This window comes from Adlercreutzia equolifaciens, assembly GCF_029076695.1.
In the GTDB taxonomy this organism is placed as follows: domain Bacteria; phylum Actinomycetota; class Coriobacteriia; order Coriobacteriales; family Eggerthellaceae; genus Adlercreutzia; species Adlercreutzia equolifaciens_A.
In genome coordinates, this window is record NZ_JARFIK010000001.1 from 1,437,107 (window position 1) to 1,458,917 (window position 21,811).

The window sequence follows — 21,811 nt, forward strand, 5'->3', positions numbered from 1 at the left end:
ACGCTAGCCGAAGAACTGGCGATGCCAGACTAGGAAGCAATAGACGGACCAGATCTTTTTCATATGGGAGCAGGCGCCGGACTGATGTTCGTTGAGCAGCGCGTCTAATTGATCGGTGTGGAAGTACCGCCGTGCTGTTTCGCTGTTCAGCTCCTCGCGCACGAGGCTTGCCCAGGGCTCTTCGCGGAGCCATTGCACCAAAGGGGTTAGGAAGCCCTTCTTGGGCATGGCGGCGGTGCGCGGCGGCAGCGTCCGGGCGGCGGCGCGTCGTAGGGCCACTTTCGTCTCGTGGCGCGTGACGCGCTGGTTGGTGGGAAGGGCGCGCGCCGCAGCCCAGACCGTGCGATCGAGGAAGGGCACCCGCAGCTCCAGTGAGGCGGCCATGGAGAGCTTGTCGGCCTTCAGCAGAATGTCCTGTTGCATCCAGGTGAGGAGGTCGAGGGTCTGCATGGCGGTGACCTCATCGGTTTCGTCGTTTTGGGCTATTTCGGTAAGGTCACGGCCCAGCACCCATGGCGGGGTGGGGCAATGCAGCCCGCTCAACGTTGTGCTATGAGGATGCGGTGGGGTCTGATCGTTGCTGTCTGTCGGCAGTTCCACCGCCATACTGCCCGATGCCGAGAGGGAAGCGAGCAGGTCGGGCTGCAGCAAGTTGCAGGCTTCCTCGAAGGTGAAGTTGTACTCCCAGCGCAGGTAGCGGCGGGAGAAGGGCTGGGTTCCGCGCATAAGGAAGCGCCGACCATGGGTGCCAGCAGGAAGGTGCGCTGCTAGTTGTCCCAGCGCCTGGCGTAGTGGTGCCGGCACGGCCTGATAGGGCTCATAGGTGAGGCATTCCTGATAGTACGGATAGCCGCCAAAGAGTTCGTCGGCACCTTCGCCGGACATCACGACCTTAACGTCCTCGGCGGTCATGCGGCACAGATGGTACAGGGGAATGGCCGAGGGATTGGGCAACGGTTCGTCCAGAGCATACTGCACCGCCGGAACCGACGCGAAAAATGTGGCGGCATCGAGCAGGTTCTGGCGGTTGCGCAGCCCCACGGTGCGTGCGAAGTTGCCAGCAGCGGTCAGCTCCGAAAAGCGCTCCTCGCCATAGCCGATGGAAAAGCTGCGCGCGTCCATGAGCTGCGAGGCCTCGTGGGCCACCAGGCTCGAGTCGACGCCGGCGGATAAAAAGCAGCCTACTTCCACGTCGGCGACGGCGTGGGCGCACACCGAGTCGCGCAGCGCCTCCTCGATACGGGCCGCGTTCTCCTCCGGCGAGGTGGCGACATCGGGAGCGTAGCGCGGCCAAAACCAACGTTGCACCTGGCGTTTCCCTTGGCGCCAGCGCATCCAGTGGCCTGCGGCCAATTTGAAGACTCCGTTGAACAAGGTGGCGTCGTCGGGCTGATATTCCATGCACAAGTAGGTAGCGAGGCGCCCCTCGTTGAGCGATTTGACGAACCGCGGGTGGGGAAGAAGTCCCTTGATCTCGGAGGCGAACAGTAGGCAAGAGCCTTGATCCTGGTAGTACAGCGGCTTGATGCCGAATGCATCTCGGGCGCAGAACACCTCGCCGGTGCGGCGGTTGTACAGCGCAAAAGCGAACATGCCCCGCAGGTGCGCCAACAGGGAGTCGCCCCATTGCTCGAAGCCATGAAGAATCACCTCACCGTCGCCTTGAGTGGCGAACTCGTGGCCAGCGGCGTGCAATTGACTGCGAAGCTCGCGATAGTTGTATATTTCGCCGTTGAATACCAGCACTAAAGAGCCGTCTTCGTTGCAGAGGGGCTGGCGAGCGCCTTCCAAGTCGATAATAGCCAGACGCCGAAAGCCCAGGGCGCAGCGGCCGTCGTCGAAAAAGCCATCCGAATCGGGTCCGCGATGGGCGATGGCCTCGGCCATCGCGGTTACGACCGACGGGCGGTTGTAACTGCCTTCCTCGTCAATAAATCCTACAAAGCCGCACATGGCGCTCCCTCTTGCTCGTCTCGTAAGGCATGTCCGGTGCGTTCGATGACCTCGTCGGCCAGCACGTCCAGGGCGTCGATGATGGGAAGTCTGGCCGCTTCGGCAATGCCCGAGAAAGCGAAGGACAGCTCGGTGCAGCCGAGCACCACGCCGTCGCAGCCCAGTTCGCCCAAAGCCCTCGCCAGCGGTGTCAAGGAGGACGGGTCGACGGGGGCGCCGGCTTTCACCTGATCGAAGATGATGCGATTCACTTCGTGCTGGGTGGCAAGGCCCGGATAAGCGCATTCAATGCCGCAGCGCCGCGCCTCTTCGCCGTACAAGTTGCGCAGCACGGTGCCCCGGGTGGCCAGCACGCCCACCCGCCGAAGCCGCTGCTGGGAGGCGCGTTCAGTGGTGGCACGCACCATGTTGAGCAGCGGTGCGTGCAGTCGTGCTTGCAGCTCGTCGAAAAAGCCGTGAGCGGTATTGCAGGGCAGTGCCAGCAAATCACAGCCGCAGGCCTCCAGCAGAAGACCGTCCTCGACCAGCGACTCCAATGGGTTGCGGTTGCTGACTCCCGTCAGAAAAGCCGTGCGGTCAGGGATGGCCGTGTCGTTGAAGGCCAAGGTGCGAACATGTTCTTGGTCGCAGGTGGCGGCAGTACGTGCCACCAAGCGCTGCAGAAAGTAGGCCGTGGCCGCCGGTCCTACGCCACCGAGGACGCCGACCAGCTGGGCGCTCATTGGGCGGCTCCCATCAAGTGCAACTCGGTCGCCTCGGCGGTGTTTTCCGTTGCTCGGTTCGCCGTGATGCTCTTCGCGCAGCGGGAGTGCTGCTTGGCTTGGCGCGAGGCAGTCTTGGGATGTGACGCCTTGTTCGGGCCATGGTCGCCAGAGCCCGCCTCGCCTGCTTCGATTTCCCGTGCTGCCGGACGGTAATCTTTCTGCGCCGTGCGACAGGCACGCCACTGCTTAAAGGCGAACACGAAGGGGTAGAGGCGACGGCGCAGCTTGCCCTCGGCTTCGTAGGCCAGCGGATCGGCGTCGCATCCCAGCTCATACAAATCGCGCACTTCGGCACGAAGCGTCGGATCGGCGATGGCTCCCAGGACTACCGGCTTGGGCGCGACGGCATAGAGGCTCTCGCGCCCCCGCGCCACTACCAGCTCGTCGGCAAAGGGGCGCTGCTCAACCAGATCGGCCACCAGCCAGCGGGCGACGTTGTGACCGCTGGCGGTCACGTAATAATTCGAGCGTCCCAGGCGTGTATTGATCTCGAAAAAGCGATGGCTGCCATCGCGGGGGTCGATCTTGATGTCGAAATTGGCGAAGCCGGTGTATCCCACAGATTCGAGCAGTCGCACCGCATCGGCCACAATGGCATCGTTCTCGCGGCTGACAATGACCAGCGGATTGCCTACCCCCATGGGACGAGGGTCTTCCAGCAACGTCTGCCCGAAAGCGGCAAAGCGCACCCGTCCCTGTTGGTCGGAATAGGTGGTCAGAATGCGCATCTGGGTGTCATCGCCGGGAATGTGCTCCTGGATAAGAAATTTCCCCTCATAAGAGCTGCGACTCACGGCCGAAAGTGCCGCCTCTAACTCTGCGCGGTTCTTCAGGAAGAACACCTTGCGCTTCTCGGGAAACGTAGCATAGTGGTAGGCCGCCGACGAGGCCGGTTTGGCCACCACGGGGAAGGAGAAGGGGAGCGTCAGTTCCGTGGGGTCATCGGCGGTGTCGTAGACAACGGTGCGCGGAATGGGGACTCCCGCTTCTTCACAGAGCCGGTAGAAGCTGTCCTTGAGCACCAAGCGGTTCAGGAGTTCCTCGGAGATATAGGGAATGAGGTAGTGCCCCTCCAGTTCTTCGCGCATCTCGACGATCATGCGCACGTACCAGTCGCCGCAGCCCAAAAGCAGCAGGGGCTGATGGCCGTGGGTCTCGGCAATGTCCCGCAGCACCTCGTGCAGCACGGAGCGCTGCTCCAGTTCTGGCTCAACACGGTTGACAAGAATGGTGGAGTCGCTGCACATATGGGACGCGCGCTGGCTTACCACCAGCGACACGATGCCATAAGCCTCGTGAAAGGCGCGCGCTAAACTGTAAGCGCCAATGTCGCCACCCAAAATAACGGGCAGAACCTCGGGCTTTGCGGCCCCCAGACCATCGCGCGAATGCTGCGCCTTCAACCGTCCCATAACGCTCATCTCCTGCATTCATGCTTCTTTCAATGACAGGATTCAGCATAGAAAAAGGCGACATTAACAATCCCAGAGCAAAAGCTGAAGAAAGCGTAAGGCAACGCTAACTTTTCGTAAGACGAAGATTCGGTCCCCGAGCCATTCACTAGGTTCCAATAAGAAGGGGTTTGGTACCCCGATATCTCTAATGGAAGTCTTTCGACCTGGGGTTTTGCGAGGACGGGGAACCAAACCCGTTTATTCTGGCGCCCCGTAGGGTACCAAAGCAGCTGCTTTTGGAACCTAGCTGGAACATGGGGTGGCCGCTCCTTACCCGCTGAGCTGTTCCGCCATCGAAATCTCTGTGCCAACCGTGGCAACGTAGCGGGCGGGGGCCGGCATTCCGTAGGGCACCCTCTGAACGCAAACAAAAAGGGCGATCGAAGATCGCCCAAGTAAATACATGAAGGAGCGCAGCGCCCGAGCGAAGCGAGCCAGCGGAGCGGGGCGTGCCCGTAGGGATACCGGCCCCGGCCCGCGGACGACCCGCTAGGCGTTCTCCTCCGCCAGTTTTTCCAGTGCTGCCAGCTTCACGCAGCAGGTGAAGACGTCCATGGCCTCGTCCAGCTCTTCCAGCGGAGGCAGCGAGGGTGCGATGCGGATGTTGGAGTCAGCGGGGTCTTGGCCGTAGGGCCACGTGGCCCCAGCGCCGGTCATGACGACGCCGGCCTCTTTGGCAAGGGCGACAATGCGCTTCGCGGTGCCCTCGGGTCCCTCGAAGCTGACGAAGTAGCCGCCGCGGGGAGTGGTCCAGCGAGCAACGCCGGCTTCACCCAGCTCTTCTTCCAGCTTTGCGCATACCAGGTCGAACTTCGGCTTCATAAGCTCGCCATGGCGGGCCATGTGGTCAGCGATGCCGCGGCCCTCGTCCAGGAAGCGGGCGTGGCGCAGTTGGTTCAGCTTGTCATGGCCGATGGCCTGGGCGTTCATGTGGCGCTTGACCTCGGCCACGTTGGCGGGGCTGGCGGCCACGGCGGCCACGCCGGCGCCCGGGAAGGTGATCTTCGAGGTGGAGCCAAACTTCAGGTAGCGGTCGGGGTTGCCGGCTTCGGCGCAGGCCTGCGCAATGTCGAGCACCGTGTCCTGCTCGGCGGGGTCGGCGGACAGGTGGTGGACGGCGTAGGCGTTGTCCCAGAAAATGCGGAAGTCAGACGCAGCAGTGTCCATGGAGGCCAGGCGGCGCACCACGTCATCGGCGTAGGTGATACCCGAGGGGTTGGAGTACTTCGGCACGCACCAGATGCCCTTGATGGCCGGATCGGCAGCGACGAGGCGCTCCACCTCGTCCATGTCCGGGCCTTCGTCGTTCATGGGCACGGGAATCATCTCGATGCCCAGAGCCTCGCAGATGGTGAAGTGGCGATCGTAACCTGGCACGGGGCAGAGCCACTTGACGGTATCGAGCCGTCCCCAGGGCATACTGCCCAAAGCGCCGAACATCCAGTAGCGCACCATGGCGTCGTACATGGCCGTGAGGCTGGCGTTGCCCAGCACGATAACGTTGTCGGGCTCGTCGTCCAGCAGCGTGGCCATCAGGCGCTTGGCCTCGGGAATACCGTCGAGAACGCCGTAGTTGCGGCAATCGGTGCCGTCCTCGCTGCAAAAGTCGGCTTCGGCGTCCAGCACGTCGAGCAGGGGCATCGACAGATCAAGCTGGGCTTGGGAGGGCTTTCCGCGGGCCATGTTCAAAGCCAGATCACGAGCTTGCAGTTCCGCATAGCGCTCCCGCACGCGGGCGAGTTCCTCTTCCAATTCCGCTTTCGAGAGATCTGCGTAACGCGCCATGGGGCTTCCTTTCGCCGTAAAACTATTCGTACGCTCAAGATGCAGCCGTTTACTCCATCGCGATAAAGTATAATCCCAACGGTTAGAATTACCGTTGGGAATGGGTAACTCAGTTTCGATCCGAAGATGATCGGAGCTGGGCTCGGCGAGGGGGTTCGCACGCAGGTCCCGCATCAAGGGAGACGGCCGAGGCCGCTCTCGAAGCGGAAGCTGCTTCATGACGGCGCCCCCTCGCCGAGCTCAGTCTTCGAGGAACCCCAAGCGGGAAAAGGGTTTCCAGAAAGGGGAGACTATGCTCGAAAGCGATATGCAAGTAGTCATAGCCATGCTGCTCTACTTTGTGGTAGTGGTGGTCATTGGCTTCATCTACGCCAAGCGCTCCAATTCGTCGTCCGAGGAATACTTCCTGGGCGGCCGCGGTCTGGGTCCATGGCTCACCGCGCTGTCCGCCGAAGCGTCCGACATGTCCGGTTGGCTGTTGATGGGCCTGCCCGGTGTGGCTTACTTCACCGGCGCTTCGGATGCCATGTGGACAGCCATCGGCTTGGCCATTGGTACGTATCTGAACTGGAAGTTCGTGGCCAAGCGCCTGCGCAAGTACTCGGAGAAGGCCGGCAATGCCATTACGGTGCCCGACTTCTTCTCCAACCGCTTCCACGACACGAAGCACATTCTCATGACCATTGCTGCGGTCATCATCTTGTTGTTCTTTACCATTTACACGGCTTCGTGCTTCGTGACCGTGGGCAAGCTGTTCGCGACGCTCTTCGGGTGGGACTACGGCGTCATGATGGTCATCGGCGCCATCATCGTGTTCCTCTATACCTTCATGGGCGGTTACCTTTCGGTATGCACCACCGACCTGGTGCAGGGCACGCTCATGTTCCTGGCCCTGGCCACCGTGTTCGTGGGCAGCGTCACGGCTGCCGGCGGTGTGGACAACACCGTGACCTTCTTGCAGAACATTCCGGGCTTTCTTTCGGGCACCGAGATTGCCACGCCGCTGCTTGACGAGGCAGGCAACCAGCTCATCGAGGGCAACGAGCCCATGTTCGGCCCGGCTGGCACCTACGGTCTCATCACCATCGTGAGCGGTCTGGCTTGGGGTCTGGGATACTTCGGCATGCCGCAGGTGCTCATCCGCTTCATGTCCATTCGTCACTCCGATGAGATCAAGAAGTCCCGTATCATCGCTATGATCTGGCTGGTGGTGTCCCTTACGTCGGCCGTGTGCATCGGTCTTATCGGTCGTGCGGTCATCCCCACCGAGTTCCTGACGCAGTCGGCCGCCGAAAGCGTGTTCATCGTGCTCTCCCGCATGCTGCTGCCGTCGTTCTTCTGCGGCCTGGTGGTCTCCGGCATCTTCGCCGCAGCTATGAGCTCCTCTTCCAGCTACTTGCTCATTTCCGGTTCGGCGGTGGCCACGAACATCTTCAAGGGCCTCATCAAGCGCGATGCCACTGACAATCAGGTGATGATCGTAGCCCGCATTACGCTGACGGTCATCCTGCTGCTGGGCATCTTCCTGGCTATGGATCAGAATTCCTCCATCTTCGATATCGTGTCCTATGCCTGGGCCGGCTTCGGCGCGTCGTTCGGTCCGCTCATGCTGTGCTCGCTGTACTGGCGTCGCACGAACCTGCCCGGCGCTATTGCCGGCATGCTCACCGGTGCGGTTACCGTGGTGGTGTGGAAGAACCTGATCGCCCCGCTCGGCGGCTGGTTCGCGGTGTACGAGCTGCTCCCCGGCTTTGTCCTGGCGCTCATCGTCATCATTGTGGTGTCGAAGCTGACGAAAGAGCCTTCCAAGGAAGTCACTGACGACTTCGATACCTATATGGAGCTGGACGTCTAGCTTGTCGCTCCACCTCGGTCGGGCCACGGGGTAATGCTCAGTCGCTCAAACAGTCCTCGCTCGGCGGAAGTGTCCACTGGACACTTCCGTTCGCTGCGGAACTCGCTTGGTGAGCATCACCCCGCGTCCCTCTACGCTCTTCCTCAGCAGAGGGGCGGTGACTCGCAACAATTTTTCAACGGAGCATTCCTGAGTGGGATGCTCCGTTTTCGTTCTGGGTACTATGCTGCTGAACTTGTTGACAGGCGGCAAAGAGAGCAAGGAGACGTTATGCTGAAAGCTATCGAGATCAAGCCCGATGTGTTTTGGGTGGGAGGTATCGACTGGAACGAGCGCAACTTCCATGGGTACACCACCGAGCGCGGCAGCACCTACAATGCCTATCTTATTCTTGATGAGAAGATCACCCTCATCGACACGTGCAAGCGCGATTTCACCAACGAGTTGATTGACCGCATTGCCGACATCATTGATCCCGCCTCCATCGACTATATTGTTTCGAATCATGTTGAGATGGATCATTCGGGCGGCCTCCCGGCCATGGCCGCCATCGCGCCCAACGCCACCATTATCACCGGCGCTCCCAAGGGCGTGGCGGGGTTGAAGGCCCATTATGGCGACGGTCTCAATATGATGGGTGTGAAGACCGGCGATACGTTGGACATCGGCAAGCGCACGCTTACCTTCGTTCAAACGCCCATGGTGCACTGGCCCGATTCCATGGTCACCTACGACGAATTCGATCAGATTCTCTTCTCCAATGATGCCTTCGGCCAGCATTATGCCTCCTCCAAGCGCTTCGATGACGAGGTAGGTTTGCCCGAGGTGCTGGTGCAGGCTCAGAAGTACTACGCGAACATCGTCATGCCCTACGGGAAGAACGTGGAAGCGGCCCTGAAGGCGCTGGCTGGGCTTTCCTTCGACATGATCGCCCCGGCCCACGGCATCATTTGGCGCAGCCATGTGCCCGAGATTCTAGACATGTACCGCAAGTGGGCCAGCGGGGTGCCCGACGAGTATGCACTCGTGGTTTACGACTCCATGTGGCATACCACCGAGACCATGGCCGTCGAGATTGTCGAGGCGTTCATCGAGATGGGCATTCCGGCTCGCCTGCTTGATCTGAAGGTGAACCACATCTCCGACATCATGGCCGAGGTACTTAATGCGCGCTATATTGCCGTGGGTTCTCCCACGCTCAACAAGACCATGATGCCCACGGTGGCGTCGTTTTTGTGCTATATGCGCGGTTTGGCCCCGGCCGGACGTGTGGGCATCCCCTTCGGCAGCTACGGCTGGGCGCCTATGGGGCCCAACGAGGTATACCAGGCTCTGGAAAGCTGCAAGTTCACCTTGCCCGAGGCGCCCTTCACCCATCAGTGGGTGGAAGACGAGAGTGGCCTGACGGCCCTGCATGACGCGGTCGTTGAGTTTGTCGAGCTTTTCCATGAGCGTGCCGAGGCTTAAGGGAATAGAAGCTAACGAAAAAGGGCTCGCAGTTCAGACTGCGAGCCCTTTTCTTTTAATGCTGCTAGGGGATGCCTAGTAACGCACGTAGATCATGTCGGAGTGCACTGCGCCCACCTTGACCACGTCGCCGGTGCGGGGAGCGTGGATCATCTGGCCGTCGCCGATGTAGACGCCGGTGTGATGGCTGTTCACGCAAATGTCGCCGGGTTGCGGGTTAGACACGCGGGGCCACCCCATGAAAGTGCCCGTGGTACCCAGGCGCACGTGCTTGCCGGTGAGGCAGTAGCTTACCAAGCCGGAGCAGTCGTAGGAGTTGGGGCCCACGGCACCCCAGCTGTAGGGCTTGCCCAGCTCGCCATAGGCGCGGTCGACCACGGTGTTGCCTGATACCGTCTGCGGCTTGGAGTTGTTCGACGAAGAACCGCCGCCACCGCTGCTGCCGCTATCGCTGTCGCCGTCGGAATCATCGGAGCTGCTCGAGCCGCCGCTGTTGGAGCTGCCGCCCGAATTGCTGCTCTGATTCTGCTGCGCCGCGGCCTCTTCGGCGGCCGCCTGGCGGCGAGCTTCCTCCTCGCGCTTGCGGGCGGCTTCCTGGGCAGCACGCTCGCGAGCAGCTTCTTCTTCAGCCAGAAGCTGAGCGGCTTCGGCGGACAAAGAGTTGTAGACCTCGGTCATCTGGTCGACGAGCGCGTTGGCCTCTTCCTCTTTCTCCTTAGCTTCTTTTTCCTTAGCGGCAGCCACATCGCGCTGCTCGGCGTAGACGGCCTTTTCGGATTCCACCTCGGCACGCAGGCTCTTCGTTTCCTCCACCATGTCGGCATCGTTCTGGTTCATGTCGTTGAGCAGATCCCAGTTCGAGGCGAAGGCCTGGAAGGTGGTGGATCCCAGCAACAGATCCAGGAACGTGGAAGAACCGCTGCGGTACATGCTGCGGGCGCGATTGCCCAGCTTGTCCTGGAGCTCGGAAATGCGGCTGGAGGCGTCGTCGATGCGCGACTGGGCCTCGTCCATGCGATCCTCGGCCGCCTGGCGATCCTGGCCGGCCTGCCAATGGGCGTCGGCGGCAAGATCCAGCTTTTCCTGCATGGCGTTGAGTTTTTCAAGGGCAGCATTCGCCTCTGCCTGCTTTTCAGCGGCAGTGACGGCGTGGGCTTCGAGGGGATTCAGGGCCGGCAGGCACACGGAGATTCCGAGAGCGGCTGCGGCGCCGACAAAGGCACGTCTGCTAAAGGGGCGTGTATGCTCACTCATGTAAGGGTCCTCCTGAAGAGCATTTGGTGCGTTCATTGCAAACTATCCGTGTATCATAGCACGCGCCGTAAGTCTTGGGCGCATCGTCGAGAAGGCTCCATAAACGTGAACTTTTGACCGTGTAACGAAGAGGAGGCTGGAGAGGCAGAAGGAGAGACTGCCCGTGGCCTGCAATGCAATTAGCAGGTCCAAGGTCTCGAGTGCGGTGCGTTCGGACCCTTACATATATATAGTAAGGGGCGGCAAGCGAGGTCTGGCAGAGGGGGAGCGCTTAGGCCATAAGCGTCATTGAGAATAAAATCCGTTGGCCGAAGAAAAAATTTTCTCTTTTGCCTTCAATCTGTTGCTCGAACCCCCGATTTTCAAGGACAATTTCCTGCGTGTCCCTAGGATAACCAGGGAATTTGGGGAGGAATCGTGGAGACACGCCCGGGGGCGTGTAAACAGTTGACACCGCTCCTTCCGTAACGTATTATTCATTCGCTCGCTTTTCCTGGTTCGGGGAAAGCGGCAGGCAGCTTGAAAAGTACACATGAATTAAAGCGCCGAAATGGGCGTGTGCCCGAGTGGTTAAAGGGGACGGGCTGTAAACCCGTTGGTTATGCCTACCTAGGTTCGAATCCTAGCGCGCCCACCATTTCTGCCTGTGTAGCTCAGTCGGTAGAGCACTTCGTTGGTAACGAAGAGGTCACCGGTTCAAGTCCGGTCGCAGGCTCCACTTGGCGGTGTAGCTCAGTTGGTCAGAGCACACGGTTCATACCCGTGGCGTCACTGGTTCAAATCCAGTCACCGCTACCATTTAGATTTACCGCGTCCTTTTTGGGCGCGTTTATTTTGTTGTAATTCGTTTAGCGAATCGCCCTTTTTAAGGAGGATGAAACATGGCTAAGGAGAAGTTCGAGCGTTCCAAGCCGCATGTTAACATCGGTACCATTGGTCACGTTGACCACGGCAAGACGACGCTCACGGCCGCCATCTCCAAGACCCTGTCTGAGAACGATGGCTCCCATGGCAGCGCTACTGCCGACTTCACCGCCTTCGACATGATCGACAAGGCCCCCGAGGAGCGCGAGCGCGGCATCACCATCTCCATTGCTCACATTGAGTACGAGACCGATACCCGTCACTACGCTCACGTTGACTGCCCCGGTCACGCCGACTACGTGAAGAACATGATCACCGGTGCTGCTCAGATGGACGGCGCTATCCTGGTTATCGCTGCTACCGACGGCCCCATGGCCCAGACTCGCGAGCACATCCTGCTCGCCCGTCAGGTAGGCGTGCCCTACATCGTGGTCTTCCTGAACAAGTGCGATATGGTTGACGACGAGGAGCTCATCGAGCTCGTCGAGATGGAAGTTCGCGAGCTGCTCGACAGCTATGAGTTCCCCGGCGACGACACCCCCATCATCCGTGGCTCCGCTCTGAAGGCCCTCGAGGGCGACAAGGAGTGGCAGGAGAAGGTGTGGGAGCTCATGGACGCTGTTGACTCCTACATCCCCACGCCCGACCGCGACGTCGATAAGCCCTTCCTGATGGCTGTTGAGGACACCATGACCATCACCGGCCGCGGCACCGTTGCCACCGGTCGTGTGGAGCGCGGTGTGCTTCACGTGAACGACCCGCTGGAGATCGTTGGTATCCGCGAGACCGCCAACACGGTCTGCACCGGTATCGAGATGTTCCGCAAGCTGCTGGACGAGGCTCAGGCCGGCGACAACATCGGCTGCCTGCTTCGCGGCGTTAAGCGCGAGGAGATCGTTCGTGGCCAGGTTCTCTGCAAGCCCGGTAGCGTGACTCCGCACACCGAGTTCGAGGGCCAGGTCTACATCCTGACCAAGGAAGAGGGCGGCCGTCACACCCCGTTCTTCGATGGCTATCGTCCGCAGTTCTACTTCCGCACCACCGACGTGACTGGCGTTGCCCACCTTCCCGAGGGCACCGAGATGGTTATGCCGGGCGACAACGTGACGATCAAGGGCGAGCTCATTCACCCCATCGCCATGGAAGAGGGCCTGAAGTTCGCTATCCGCGAGGGTGGCCGCACCGTTGGCTCTGGTCGCGTGACCAAGATCTTCAAGTAAGCTAGACTACTTGGAATTTGGCGGGGCTTGCTCAATCGGGCAAGCCCCGCTTACCCTGCGCTTCATGTGTATGATCAAACCTGCACTTTCGTTTTATAGGTAAAAGGAGAATTCATGCGTACTTTGGTCACTCTGGCCTGCACTGAGTGCAAGCGCCGCAACTACACGACCAAGAAGAACAAGCAGAACAATCCTGACCGTATCGAGCTCAAGAAGTACTGCAAGTGGTGCAACGCCCACACGGTGCACAAAGAGACTCGATAAAAGGTTAAGGAAGAAACAGGCATAGGCCAGTAGCTCCAATTGGTAGAGCGGCGGTCTCCAAAACCGCATGTTGGGGGTTCGAGTCCCTCCTGGCCTGCCAGCTTGTTACCGTGAGCAGCCCATGGCTGCTTTTTTGGCGATTAGAGACAGAGAATCTCGAAGACAGTTATATGTCGAATAAGGAATCCCATGGCAAAGAAATCCAAGACACAGAAAGCTAAGGCTTCTGCTGCCCGTCAGCAGCGCAAGGCCGAGCGCGAGCAAGAGGCGCTCAACCCGCAGCCGGCTGTGGCCGAGGCTGCCGAGAGCGAAAAGAAGAAGGGCTCGTTCTTCAAGAAAAGCTCCGAGAGCGAATCTGAGTCTTCTGATAACGGCAAAGCCTCGAAGAAGTCCGAGGACAAGCCGAAAAAGAAGAAGCGCTTCCAGTTCTTCCGTGACGTGAAGGCTGAAATGAAGCGCGTGACGTGGCCGACGCGCACCGACGTGCTCCGCTGGAGCGGCGTCGTGGTGGTGGCCCTGTTGTTCTTCGGCGTGTTCGTGGCGGTTCTTGATAACGCAATCATCACTCCGCTGCTCGTTTTGATTTCCGGAATTGGGGCGTAATCGATGGCAAAGAAATGGTATGTTCTGCACACGTACTCGGGCTACGAGAACAAGGTGAAGACTAACCTGGAGACTCGCATTGAAGCTATGGGTCTCGAGAACAACGTGTTCGGCATCGAGATCCCCACCGAAATGGTCACCGAGATCAAAGAGGGCGGCCGTCGCGTTGAGAGCGAGAAGAAGGTGTTCCCGGGCTACGTGCTCGTGCGCATGGAGCTGGACGACCGCAGCTGGGCTGCGGTGCGTAACACTCCCGGCGTTACCGGGTTCGTGGGAAGCCAGGGCAACCCTCAGGCTCTTACGCGCGAAGAGTACAACAAGATTATGAAGCGTACGAGCCGCGAGGCTCCCAAGAAGACTTCCACCAGCCTTGAGGTGGGACAGTCGGTCAAGGTGACCCATGGTCCTCTAGCCGAGTTCGACGGCACGGTGTCCGAGGTTATGCCCGACGCCGGCAAGGTCAAGGTTATGGTATCCATCTTCGGCCGTGAGACCCCGGTTGAGCTTTCGTTCGACCAGGTGGCGAAGATCTAATTTTGCAAGCACTTTGACTTCAGGGGTTGTGCCCGCGTGGACCGGGGCTTCTCGCGAACCTGGGGTTTTTAGTGATAGAGAAGTGTAGTCGATACATCTGAAAGGTAGTCACAGATGGCTGACAAGAAAGTCACTGGATTTGTAAAGCTGCAAATCCCCGCCGGCGCTGCCAATCCGGCTCCTCCGGTTGGCCCGGCACTGGGCGCCCAGGGCGTCAACATCATGCAATTCTGCCAGGCGTTCAACGCCCAGACGCAGGACCAGTCCGGCACCATCATCCCGGTTGAGATCACCGTCTACGAGGACAAGTCCTTCACCTTTGTGTGCAAGACCCCGCCGGCGGCCGTGCTCATCAAGGAGAAGCTGGGCATCAAGAGCGGCGCCGCCATTCCTCAGATTCAGGTGGCCGGCACCCTCACCGAGGACCAGCTCCGCGAGATCGCCGAGATCAAGATGCCCGACCTGAACGCCAACACCATCGAGGCCGCCATGGAGATCGTGGCCGGCACCGCTCGCTCCATGGGCGTGCGCATCGAGGGTCGCGAGATGAAGAAGAAGTACGTGCCCAGCCGTAAGGTTGCCGCGCTGCTTCAGGGCAAGGCCGAATAACTAAGAACCACCAGTGGAAGGGCTAGAAGCGCCCGCCATTACCACGAAAGGAATGTTTCACATGACCAAGCATGGTAAGAAGTACGAAGCTGCCGAGAAGCAGATTCCCGCCGAGGCCGTGGCTCCTATCGAGGCTATGAAGCTTCTGAAGGAGATCTCCACCGCCAACTTCGATGAGACGGTGACCGGCGATTTCCGTCTGGGTATCGATACCCGTCAGGCCGACCAGCAGCTCCGCGGCACCGTGAGCCTGCCGAACGGCTCTGGTAAGACGGTTCGCGTGGCTGTCTTTGCCGAGGGCGAGGCTGCCCGTGCCGCCGAGGAGGCTGGCGCCGACATCGTGGGCACCGACATCCTCATGGAGCAGATCCAGGCCGGCGAGTTCAACTTCGACGCTGCTGTGGCTACCCCCGACCAGATGGGCAAGGTTGGCCGTCTGGGTAAGATCCTCGGCCCCCGTGGCCTGATGCCCAACCCGAAGCTCGGCACGGTCACCAACGATGTGGCCAAGGCCATCAACGAGCTGAAGGGCGGCCGCGTGGAGTACCGCGCCGACCGTTACGGCATCGCTCACGTCATCCTCGGCAAGGTGAGCTTCACCGCCGAGCAGCTGGCTCAGAACTACGGCGCGGTTTACGACGAGATCCTGCGCATGAAGCCGGCCGCTGCCAAGGGCAAGTACGTGAAGTCCATCACGGTATCCGGCACCATGACCCCGGGCGTGCCCGTGGACTCTTCGGTGACCCGCGCTTACACCGAGGGCGCTGAGTAAACTCACTTCTCACGTCACAAAAAGAAACCCCGCTTCGGCGGGGTTTCTTTTTTTGTTTGAGGAAAGACGAGCAGAGGATTCTAGGCGCATTGATCGCCGAAGAAGTCACGCGAGAGACGCTCGTAAAAGCTGGTGCCCTCGACGCGCAGCAGGGTAACTGGATGGTCTGCCCGCTGCACGTAGATCTTCTTAAGGGGCTGGGGGAACGGAACAATCTCGCCGTCAACAAACAGCGTTGCCTCGCGGAAGGCATCGGCGTTGGCAAGCGTAAGCTCGATAACATCATGAGAGTCGGTAACAATGGCGCGCGATTTCAAGGTATGGGGAGCCAGGGGTACGGCGATCATGCCCTTAAAGCCGGGGGAGACCAGTGGTCCTCCTGCCGAAAGAGCGTAGGCCGTCGAGCCGGTGGCCGTACTGACGATGATGCCGTCGCCGCGCAGGTGATCCACGGTGGTGCCGGAGATACCCAGTGACAACTCGATAATGCGCCCCAACGATCCACGCGTGAGGGCCAGCTCGTTCAGGGCGAAGAAGTGACGGATGCCTGCCAGACCTCGGGAGTTAACTCCAAACTTGTCCTCGCAGACCCACGACCCCCAGATAGTGGGCAGCGACACCTCGTCAAGCGAGCACGTGGCTTCTTCGGCAAAGCCCCCGGCCTCGTCGTAGCAGTCGGCGTCATAGGGGTCGCGCTCGTCTTCGCACACAACCTGAATGGACAAGAGGGCGCGCTGCTCGGCGGTTAGCTCGCCCGCAAGGGCGTCGGCAATAAGAGGGATGAGCCCGGCATCGTCGGCGTTGGCCAGAAACCCGAGACGGCCGAAATTGATGGGGAGAATGGGCGTGTGGCGAGTGTGGAGCAGATGCACCGTGTGGAGCACCGTGCCATCGCCGCCAAGGACAATGACAAGATCGATGTCCTGGGGGAGTTGACGGCGAATGGCCTCGCGTTCCTGGTCGTTGCCAAGTGAGGAGGAGTCCACCACCGTTGAGGCAATGCCCTGGCTGGTCAGATAGGTGGCCACCAGAAGAGAGGCGTCGATGGCCTGCGGATTGGAGTTATTGCGCACGACAAGTATATGCATGGGGCTCTACTTTCGGTCTTTGCTATGATGGGAAATTATACCCGATGGTCCTAAGGCGCTTCCATGGCCGATAAACTCCAACGAGCTCGCCATAGCAAAGAAAAGCCGGCCGCGCGCCCGGAGAAGAGCGGTGTGCCTGTGGCCAGCGGCCCACGGAACAACCCGCGGCTCAATCAAGAGCGTCGCATGCCGGCGCGAGGGCGTCATCGCGGTGTGGACAAGACGCTGCTATCTCCTCCCACGGATCCCGGGGCCACGGGCCTCATCCCGATTGTGGGTTCCCATGCGGGTCTTGACCGCACTATTCCTTCGGCGGTGGAAGAAGAGACGCTGCGTCAGCAGGAGATCGTCGAAGCCGAGACGGCCGATGCCCCCGTCGACGCCCAGGCGCAAGCCGAAGCCGTCGGCGCGTCGGCGGCGCTTATTTCCATCTGCGTCATTATCTCGCGCATCACCGGCTTTGCCCGCACGTGGGCCATGGCCTTCGCCCTGGGCTCTACCTTTGTTTCCAGCTCCTATCAGGTGGCCAACAATCTGCCCAACATGCTCTACGAGCTGGTTATGGGCGGCATGCTCATCACCGCCTTCCTTCCCGTCTATATGTCGGTCAAAAAGAAGCTGGGTCATGATGCCGGCAATCGCTATGCCTCGAACTTGCTGACCATTGTCGTGCTGTTGCTCGGCGTGGTCTCGGTGCTCTGCGTGGTGTTTGCTGCCCAGGTAATCTATACGCAAAGCTTCTATTCGAACCAGGAAGAAATGGCCCTCTCGGTCTTCTTCTTCCAGTTCTTCGCCATCCAAATTGTATTCTATGGTGCATCCTCCATTGTGTCGGGTCTGCTGAACGCCAACCGCGAGTACTTCTGGTCGTCCTTCGCCCCGGTGTTCAACAACGTGATTGTCATTGCGTCGTTTATTCTGTATGCCGTTATTGCCCAGCACAACCAGGCTCTGGCCTATTTCGCCATTGCCATTGGCAATCCGCTGGGTGTGTTTGTGCAGATGGCGTTTCAGCTGCCGGCGTTGAAGAAGGTGGGCATTCGCCTGCGGCCGCGCATCGATTGGCATGATCCGGCTTTGTCGGATACCTTGCGCTTGGGAGCGCCGGCCATTTTTGTTACGGTGTGCTCTTTCGCCACGGTATCGGCCCAGAACGCCGCTTCCTATGTGTTCGCCGACAATGGCCCCTCGGTTATTGCCTATGCACGGCTGTGGTTTACGTTCCCTTACTCGTTTCTGGCAGTGCCCGTTACCACCTCGATGTTTACCGAGCTTGCGGATATGCAGGCCGACGAGAACATTCGCGGCGTGGTGCGGGGCATTATCGACGGCACGCGCCAGATTCTATTCCTTATGATTCCCATGGCGCTGTACCTTATTGTGTTCGCTACGCCGTTGGTGACGCTCTACCACATTGGCGCTTTCACCGCCGACGCCATTGGGCAGATTGCCAGCTACTTGGCAGTGATGGCCGTGGCGCTGCCCTTCTATGGGGTAAATGCCTACCTCAACAAGATTTTCAGCAGTATCCGCCGCATGGGGGTGTTCTCCATCATCAACTTTGTGGCGGTACTGGCGCAAATTGCCGTAACGCTAGGAGCGGCCTGGGCCTACCAGCAGGGGATGCCCGTCACCCTTGATGCCATCGCCGCCAGCACCATCGTGTCCTACGTCATCGGCGACGTAGTGGCCTTCATCTACCTGCGCCGCCATTACGGCCCCATGGGGCTTGGCTTGGTGCTCGTGGCCCTTGCTCGCGGTCTGGTGCTGGGGGGGCTAGGCGCTGCTGCTGGCTGGCTGGTCATGTTCGGCCTCAGTTCCGTCCTAGGGCCTTTGTCTGGTAGCGTGCTGCAGGCGTTTGGCTATATTGTGGCCGGGGGGCTTGTGGCCCTTGCGGTTACGTTTGCGCCGGCGCTGAAGCTGAACTGGCCTGAGGCGTCGTTTATCGCGGGGGCGGTGCGCAAGGTGAGCCGTCGTCTTCGCCGCTAGAAAGGGAATCCATGAGCGTCAAACTGAAGAGCCCAGCGCAAATTGAAGCCATGAAGGAGGCAGGCCGCGTTTCCGCCTTGGCTTTGCGCGAGGTGGGAGCGGCGGTGGAGCCGGGCATCACCACCCTTGAACTGGATGCCATTGCCGAGGCGGCCATTCGTCGTGAGGGCGGTATTCCCGCTTTCAAGGGCTATGGCGGTTTCCCCGGCTCTATTTGCGCCTCGGTGAACGAGCAGATTGTCCATGGCATTCCTTCGCGGAAAACGAAGCTGTGCGAGGGGGACATCATCTCCATTGATACCGGTGCCATTGTTGATGGCTGGGTGGGGGATAATGCCTGGACCTATCCCGTGGGAACGGTGGACCCATCGGTGCAGCGCCTTCTCGAGGTGGGTGAGCGCTGCATGTGGGAGGGTCTTGCGCAGGCCTGCCCCAAGAAGCGGCTGGGGGATATCGGCCATGCGGTCCAGTCGCTGGCCGAGGCTTGCGGCTATGGGGTGGTGCGCGAGTACGTGGGCCACGGCATCGGCCGCGACATGCACGAGGATCCCAACGTGCCCAACTTCGGACGGCGCCATACGGGGCTCAAGCTGGTGCCGGGCATGGTGCTGGCTATCGAGCCTATGATCAACATGGGCACGCGCAAAACTAAGGCTGGCAACGATGGGTGGCTGGTGAGCACGGCCGACGGGAAGCCCTCGGTGCACTTCGAGAAGACCGTGGCCATTACCGAGGACGGGCCGGTCATTTTGACTACGGAAGAGGGGCACGAGCGGCCGGTGTAGCGTGCTCTTGTGAGTCGTCTCGGGCTGCTCCACCTGGGTCGCTCCCGCTTGCTCGGCCTTCGGCCTTGCGCGCGGTTGCTGGGTGGTTCCAGGTCGCTCCACCTGGCCGCGGCCGGCCCCGCCGCCCCGCTCCGGGCACGCGCCGCTCCGCTGCTCGCTTCGCTCGTGCGCTGCGCTCCTTCATGTATTTACCTGGCGATCTTCGATCGCCTTTTCTATTTGGTGTTCAGACGGTGCCCTGCGGGGGCGGTGGGGCCGTCCGCTACTCGTCTAGAGTTGGGGCAGTGGGGCAGGTTTGTGTGCGATTTTGCGCCGAGACACCCACGAATCGATCGCTAGGTTCCAATATGAAGCAGTTTGGTACCCCGGTATCTCCAATGGAAGTCTTTCGACCTGGTGTTTTGCAGAACCGGGGAACCGAACAGTCTAGTTTTGGCGCTCTCATGGGAACCAATCTGGCGAATCTTGGAACCTAAGTTGGGTTTGACGAGCCTGCGGGAACCAAACTGGCGGATCTTGGAACCTGAGTTGGTTTTTGCGATCCGAGGGGAGCTAAACTGGCGAGTCCTGGAACTTACCTTGATTCTGGCCCTCTGCCCTTCGTTGCGCGTTCTCCGTCTTCGCTTCCGATTGCGCCTTGTTTTTGGTACTGGTCCAGTGCTGATGCTCTAATCCAGGCTGCTCTTTTGCTTGTTTGCCGCTTCCACGAATGCTTGGAACAGGGGATGGGGGTTGGTGGGGCGGCTTTTAAATTCGGGGTGGCCTTGGCTGGCGACGAAGAAGGGATGGTCGGGCAGCTCGATCATCTCGGTGAGGCGCTCGTCGGGGGAGAGGCCGCTGATAACAAGGCCCGCGCTGGTCAGCGCGTCGCGGTAGGCGTTGTTTACCTCGTAGCGATGACGGTGGCGCTCGTAGATGATCGGTTCGCCGTAGGCCGCCGCTGCGCGGGTGTTGGGGATGACTTTGCAGGGGTAGGCGCCCAGGCGCATGGTGCCTCCCTTGTTCTCGACGTCCTCCTGCTCGGGCATGAGGTCGATCACAAACGGAACTCCATCGGGGGCGCTGTCGGCGAACTCGGCCGAGGTGGCTCCTTCCAAACCAGCCACGTGGCGGGCGAACTCGCAGACGGCGGCCTGAAGCCCCAGGCAGATCCCCAGGAACGGCACGTTGTGCTCGCGGGCGTAGCGGGCGGCGGCTATCTTGCCCTCGAAGGCGCGCTGACCGAACCCGCCGGGCACGAGAATACCGTCCATGGCGCCCAGCACGTCGGCCGCGTTTCGGTCGGACAGCTCCTCGCCGTCGATCAAGTGGACGTTTACGCTGCGGCCTGCGGCAATGCCGGCGGCTACGAGCGCCTCGTTGATGGACAAGTAGGCGTCGGGCAGGCTGACGTACTTGCCCACCACGGCAAGGTCAAGCTCGCCTTCGCAGGCGTCCTTTGCCTGCAGGAAGCTGCGCCATGGCTTCAGGTTGATCTTGCGGGGCGCCAGACCCATCTTAGCCAGCGCCGAAATGTCGAAGCCCTGCTCATACAAGCTGATGGGCACCTCGTAAATGGAGGGGGCGTCCGGGCAGGCCAGTACGTCGTCGGTGTCGACATCGCAGAACAGGGCAATTTTCTCGCGCACGCCATCGGTGATCTCGTGATCGCTGCGGCAGACGATGAAGTCGGGCTGGACGCCCAGACTGCGCAGCTCCTTCACGGAGTGCTGCGTCGGCTTGGTCTTCACCTCGTGGGCGGCGGCAATGTAGGGCACCAAAGTCACGTGGACGAACAGCACGTCGCCCGCGGGCATCTCCTTCTTGAACTGGCGCGCGGCCTCGATGAAGGGCAGTCCCTCGATGTCACCGATGGTGCCGCCGATTTCCGATATGACAATATCGGCTCCCGACTGCTCCGCGGCGCGGCGGATGCGCTCCTTGATGGCTTCCGTCACATGAGGGATCACCTGCACGGTGCCGCCGAGGAAATCGCCCCGGCGCTCGCGGGCGATAAGAGTCTGGTAGATGGACCCTTGGGTGAAGTTCGACTCGCGCGACAAGTTCTCGTCGATGAAACGCTCGTAGTGGCCCAAGTCCAGATCGCCCTCGTGGCCGTCCTCAGTAACGAACACCTCGCCGTGTTGGAAGGGGCTCATGGTGCCAGGGTCCACATTCAGATAGGGGTCCATTTTCTGCATGGTCACCTTGTAGCCGCGCGCTTTCAGCAGCTGTCCCAGGGAGGCGGCGGTGATGCCCTTGCCCAGGGAGGAGACCACGCCTCCGGTCACGAAGATGTGCTTAGCCATGGTGACTCCCTTCCGCCCGCTTTGCGGGCTGCGCCGTATATCGCGCGAGGCGCGGGCATAAAAAATGCGCCTGAAGCCGCATCGCGCGCACTTCCAAACGCTTTTCTATTGTAGAAGCCTCGAGACCGCTGTGGCTGCCCCTCTCCGAGGTTTTAACGAAGGCGAAACACGGTATCGTTTTTGAAGAAACGGGTGTCTCCCGGCCACGCGCACACTGAGATCGTGCGAATAGAGAAATGCAACTATAATTTAGTTGCAGAAAG

At 60.4% G+C, this 21,811-nt stretch carries 17 protein-coding genes and 4 tRNA genes; 14 read left to right on the forward strand and 7 right to left on the reverse strand.

Translation table 11 applies throughout. From position 1 onward, the window contains the following. Positions 1-3: 3 nt before the first annotated feature. The 4 genes from asnB to PZH32_RS05835 all read right to left on the reverse strand — a co-directional run bounded on the left by asnB (position 4) and on the right by PZH32_RS05835 (position 5,956). Positions 4-1,953 (reverse strand): asparagine synthase (glutamine-hydrolyzing), encoded by a 1,950-nt coding sequence (asnB, locus tag PZH32_RS05820; RefSeq protein WP_275206813.1) that lies wholly within the window; start codon positions 1,951-1,953, stop codon positions 4-6. Further along, positions 1,938-2,675 (reverse strand): aspartate/glutamate racemase family protein, encoded by a 738-nt coding sequence (locus PZH32_RS05825; RefSeq protein ID WP_275206814.1) that lies wholly within the window; start codon positions 2,673-2,675, stop codon positions 1,938-1,940. The genes asnB and PZH32_RS05825 overlap by 16 nt, the downstream gene beginning before the upstream one ends. After that, the gene (locus PZH32_RS05830) at positions 2,672-4,129 is read right to left on the reverse strand and encodes a hypothetical protein (protein ID WP_275206815.1); all 1,458 of its coding nucleotides are present in this window, start codon (positions 4,127-4,129) and stop codon (positions 2,672-2,674) included. The genes PZH32_RS05825 and PZH32_RS05830 overlap by 4 nt, the downstream gene beginning before the upstream one ends. Before the next feature lie 531 nt (positions 4,130-4,660). Further along, positions 4,661-5,956: an aminotransferase class I/II-fold pyridoxal phosphate-dependent enzyme gene (locus PZH32_RS05835; protein ID WP_275206816.1), complete on the reverse strand. Its 1,296-nt coding sequence runs from the start codon at positions 5,954-5,956 to the stop codon at positions 4,661-4,663. Positions 5,957-6,248: 292 nt separating this feature from the next. Between PZH32_RS05835 and putP the strand changes: the two genes are divergently transcribed. Continuing rightward, complete coding sequence (gene putP, locus PZH32_RS05840; protein WP_275206818.1) at positions 6,249-7,811, forward strand: sodium/proline symporter PutP; 1,563 nt, start codon at positions 6,249-6,251, stop codon at positions 7,809-7,811. Between the two features lie 270 nt (positions 7,812-8,081). Beyond that, positions 8,082-9,278: an FprA family A-type flavoprotein gene (locus PZH32_RS05845; protein ID WP_275206819.1), complete on the forward strand. Its 1,197-nt coding sequence runs from the start codon at positions 8,082-8,084 to the stop codon at positions 9,276-9,278. A 75-nt stretch (positions 9,279-9,353) separates the two neighbouring features. Here the strand turns inward: PZH32_RS05845 and PZH32_RS05850 are convergent, their stop codons facing one another. Then, entirely contained in the window at positions 9,354-10,532 is a 1,179-nt protein-coding gene (locus PZH32_RS05850) for a coiled-coil domain-containing protein (RefSeq protein ID WP_275206820.1), read from the reverse strand. A 552-nt stretch (positions 10,533-11,084) separates the two neighbouring features. Between PZH32_RS05850 and PZH32_RS05855 the strand changes: the two genes are divergently transcribed. From PZH32_RS05855 to rplA, 10 genes are all read left to right on the forward strand, one after another. Next, positions 11,085-11,169, forward strand: a tRNA-Tyr gene (locus PZH32_RS05855). 5 nt (positions 11,170-11,174) lie between these two features. After that, positions 11,175-11,250 (forward strand) — tRNA-Thr (locus PZH32_RS05860). 3 nt (positions 11,251-11,253) lie between these two features. Beyond that, positions 11,254-11,330: transfer RNA gene (locus PZH32_RS05865), tRNA-Met, on the forward strand. Positions 11,331-11,413: 83 nt separating this feature from the next. Beyond that, positions 11,414-12,616 carry an elongation factor Tu gene (gene tuf / locus PZH32_RS05870; protein WP_275206822.1) on the forward strand — a complete coding sequence of 401 codons (1,203 nt, stop codon included), beginning with the start codon at positions 11,414-11,416 and terminating at the stop codon, positions 12,614-12,616. A gap of 114 nt (positions 12,617-12,730) precedes the next feature. Then, on the forward strand, positions 12,731-12,880 hold the full coding sequence (gene rpmG / locus PZH32_RS05875) for a 50S ribosomal protein L33 (RefSeq protein WP_022740305.1): 150 nt from the start codon (positions 12,731-12,733) through the stop codon (positions 12,878-12,880). A gap of 23 nt (positions 12,881-12,903) precedes the next feature. After that, positions 12,904-12,980: transfer RNA gene (locus tag PZH32_RS05880), tRNA-Trp, on the forward strand. 89 nt (positions 12,981-13,069) lie between these two features. Next, complete coding sequence (gene secE / locus PZH32_RS05885; RefSeq protein WP_275206824.1) at positions 13,070-13,483, forward strand: preprotein translocase subunit SecE; 414 nt, start codon at positions 13,070-13,072, stop codon at positions 13,481-13,483. A 3-nt stretch (positions 13,484-13,486) separates the two neighbouring features. Continuing rightward, the gene (gene nusG / locus PZH32_RS05890; protein WP_275206825.1) at positions 13,487-14,017 is read left to right on the forward strand and encodes a transcription termination/antitermination protein NusG; all 531 of its coding nucleotides are present in this window, start codon (positions 13,487-13,489) and stop codon (positions 14,015-14,017) included. A 114-nt stretch (positions 14,018-14,131) separates the two neighbouring features. Beyond that, the gene (rplK, locus tag PZH32_RS05895) at positions 14,132-14,626 is read left to right on the forward strand and encodes a 50S ribosomal protein L11 (protein ID WP_275206826.1); all 495 of its coding nucleotides are present in this window, start codon (positions 14,132-14,134) and stop codon (positions 14,624-14,626) included. A 61-nt stretch (positions 14,627-14,687) separates the two neighbouring features. Next, positions 14,688-15,398 carry a 50S ribosomal protein L1 gene (gene rplA, locus PZH32_RS05900; protein WP_275206827.1) on the forward strand — a complete coding sequence of 237 codons (711 nt, stop codon included), beginning with the start codon at positions 14,688-14,690 and terminating at the stop codon, positions 15,396-15,398. Positions 15,399-15,478: 80 nt separating this feature from the next. Here rplA and PZH32_RS05905 read toward each other — a convergent pair whose 3' ends face one another. Beyond that, positions 15,479-16,486, reverse strand: coding sequence for an NAD(+)/NADH kinase (locus tag PZH32_RS05905; RefSeq protein WP_275206828.1), 1,008 nt, complete (start codon positions 16,484-16,486; stop codon positions 15,479-15,481). 63 nt (positions 16,487-16,549) lie between these two features. On the opposite strand from PZH32_RS05905, the gene murJ reads away from it, so the two are divergent. Beyond that, positions 16,550-18,475 (forward strand): murein biosynthesis integral membrane protein MurJ, encoded by a 1,926-nt coding sequence (gene murJ, locus PZH32_RS05910; protein ID WP_275206829.1) that lies wholly within the window; start codon positions 16,550-16,552, stop codon positions 18,473-18,475. Positions 18,476-18,486: 11 nt separating this feature from the next. Further along, complete coding sequence (gene map / locus PZH32_RS05915) at positions 18,487-19,260, forward strand: type I methionyl aminopeptidase (RefSeq protein ID WP_275206832.1); 774 nt, start codon at positions 18,487-18,489, stop codon at positions 19,258-19,260. Positions 19,261-19,928: 668 nt separating this feature from the next. Here the strand turns inward: map and PZH32_RS05920 are convergent. Continuing rightward, positions 19,929-21,548 (reverse strand): CTP synthase, encoded by a 1,620-nt coding sequence (locus PZH32_RS05920; RefSeq protein ID WP_275206833.1) that lies wholly within the window; start codon positions 21,546-21,548, stop codon positions 19,929-19,931. Between the last annotated feature and the right edge of the window lie 263 nt (positions 21,549-21,811).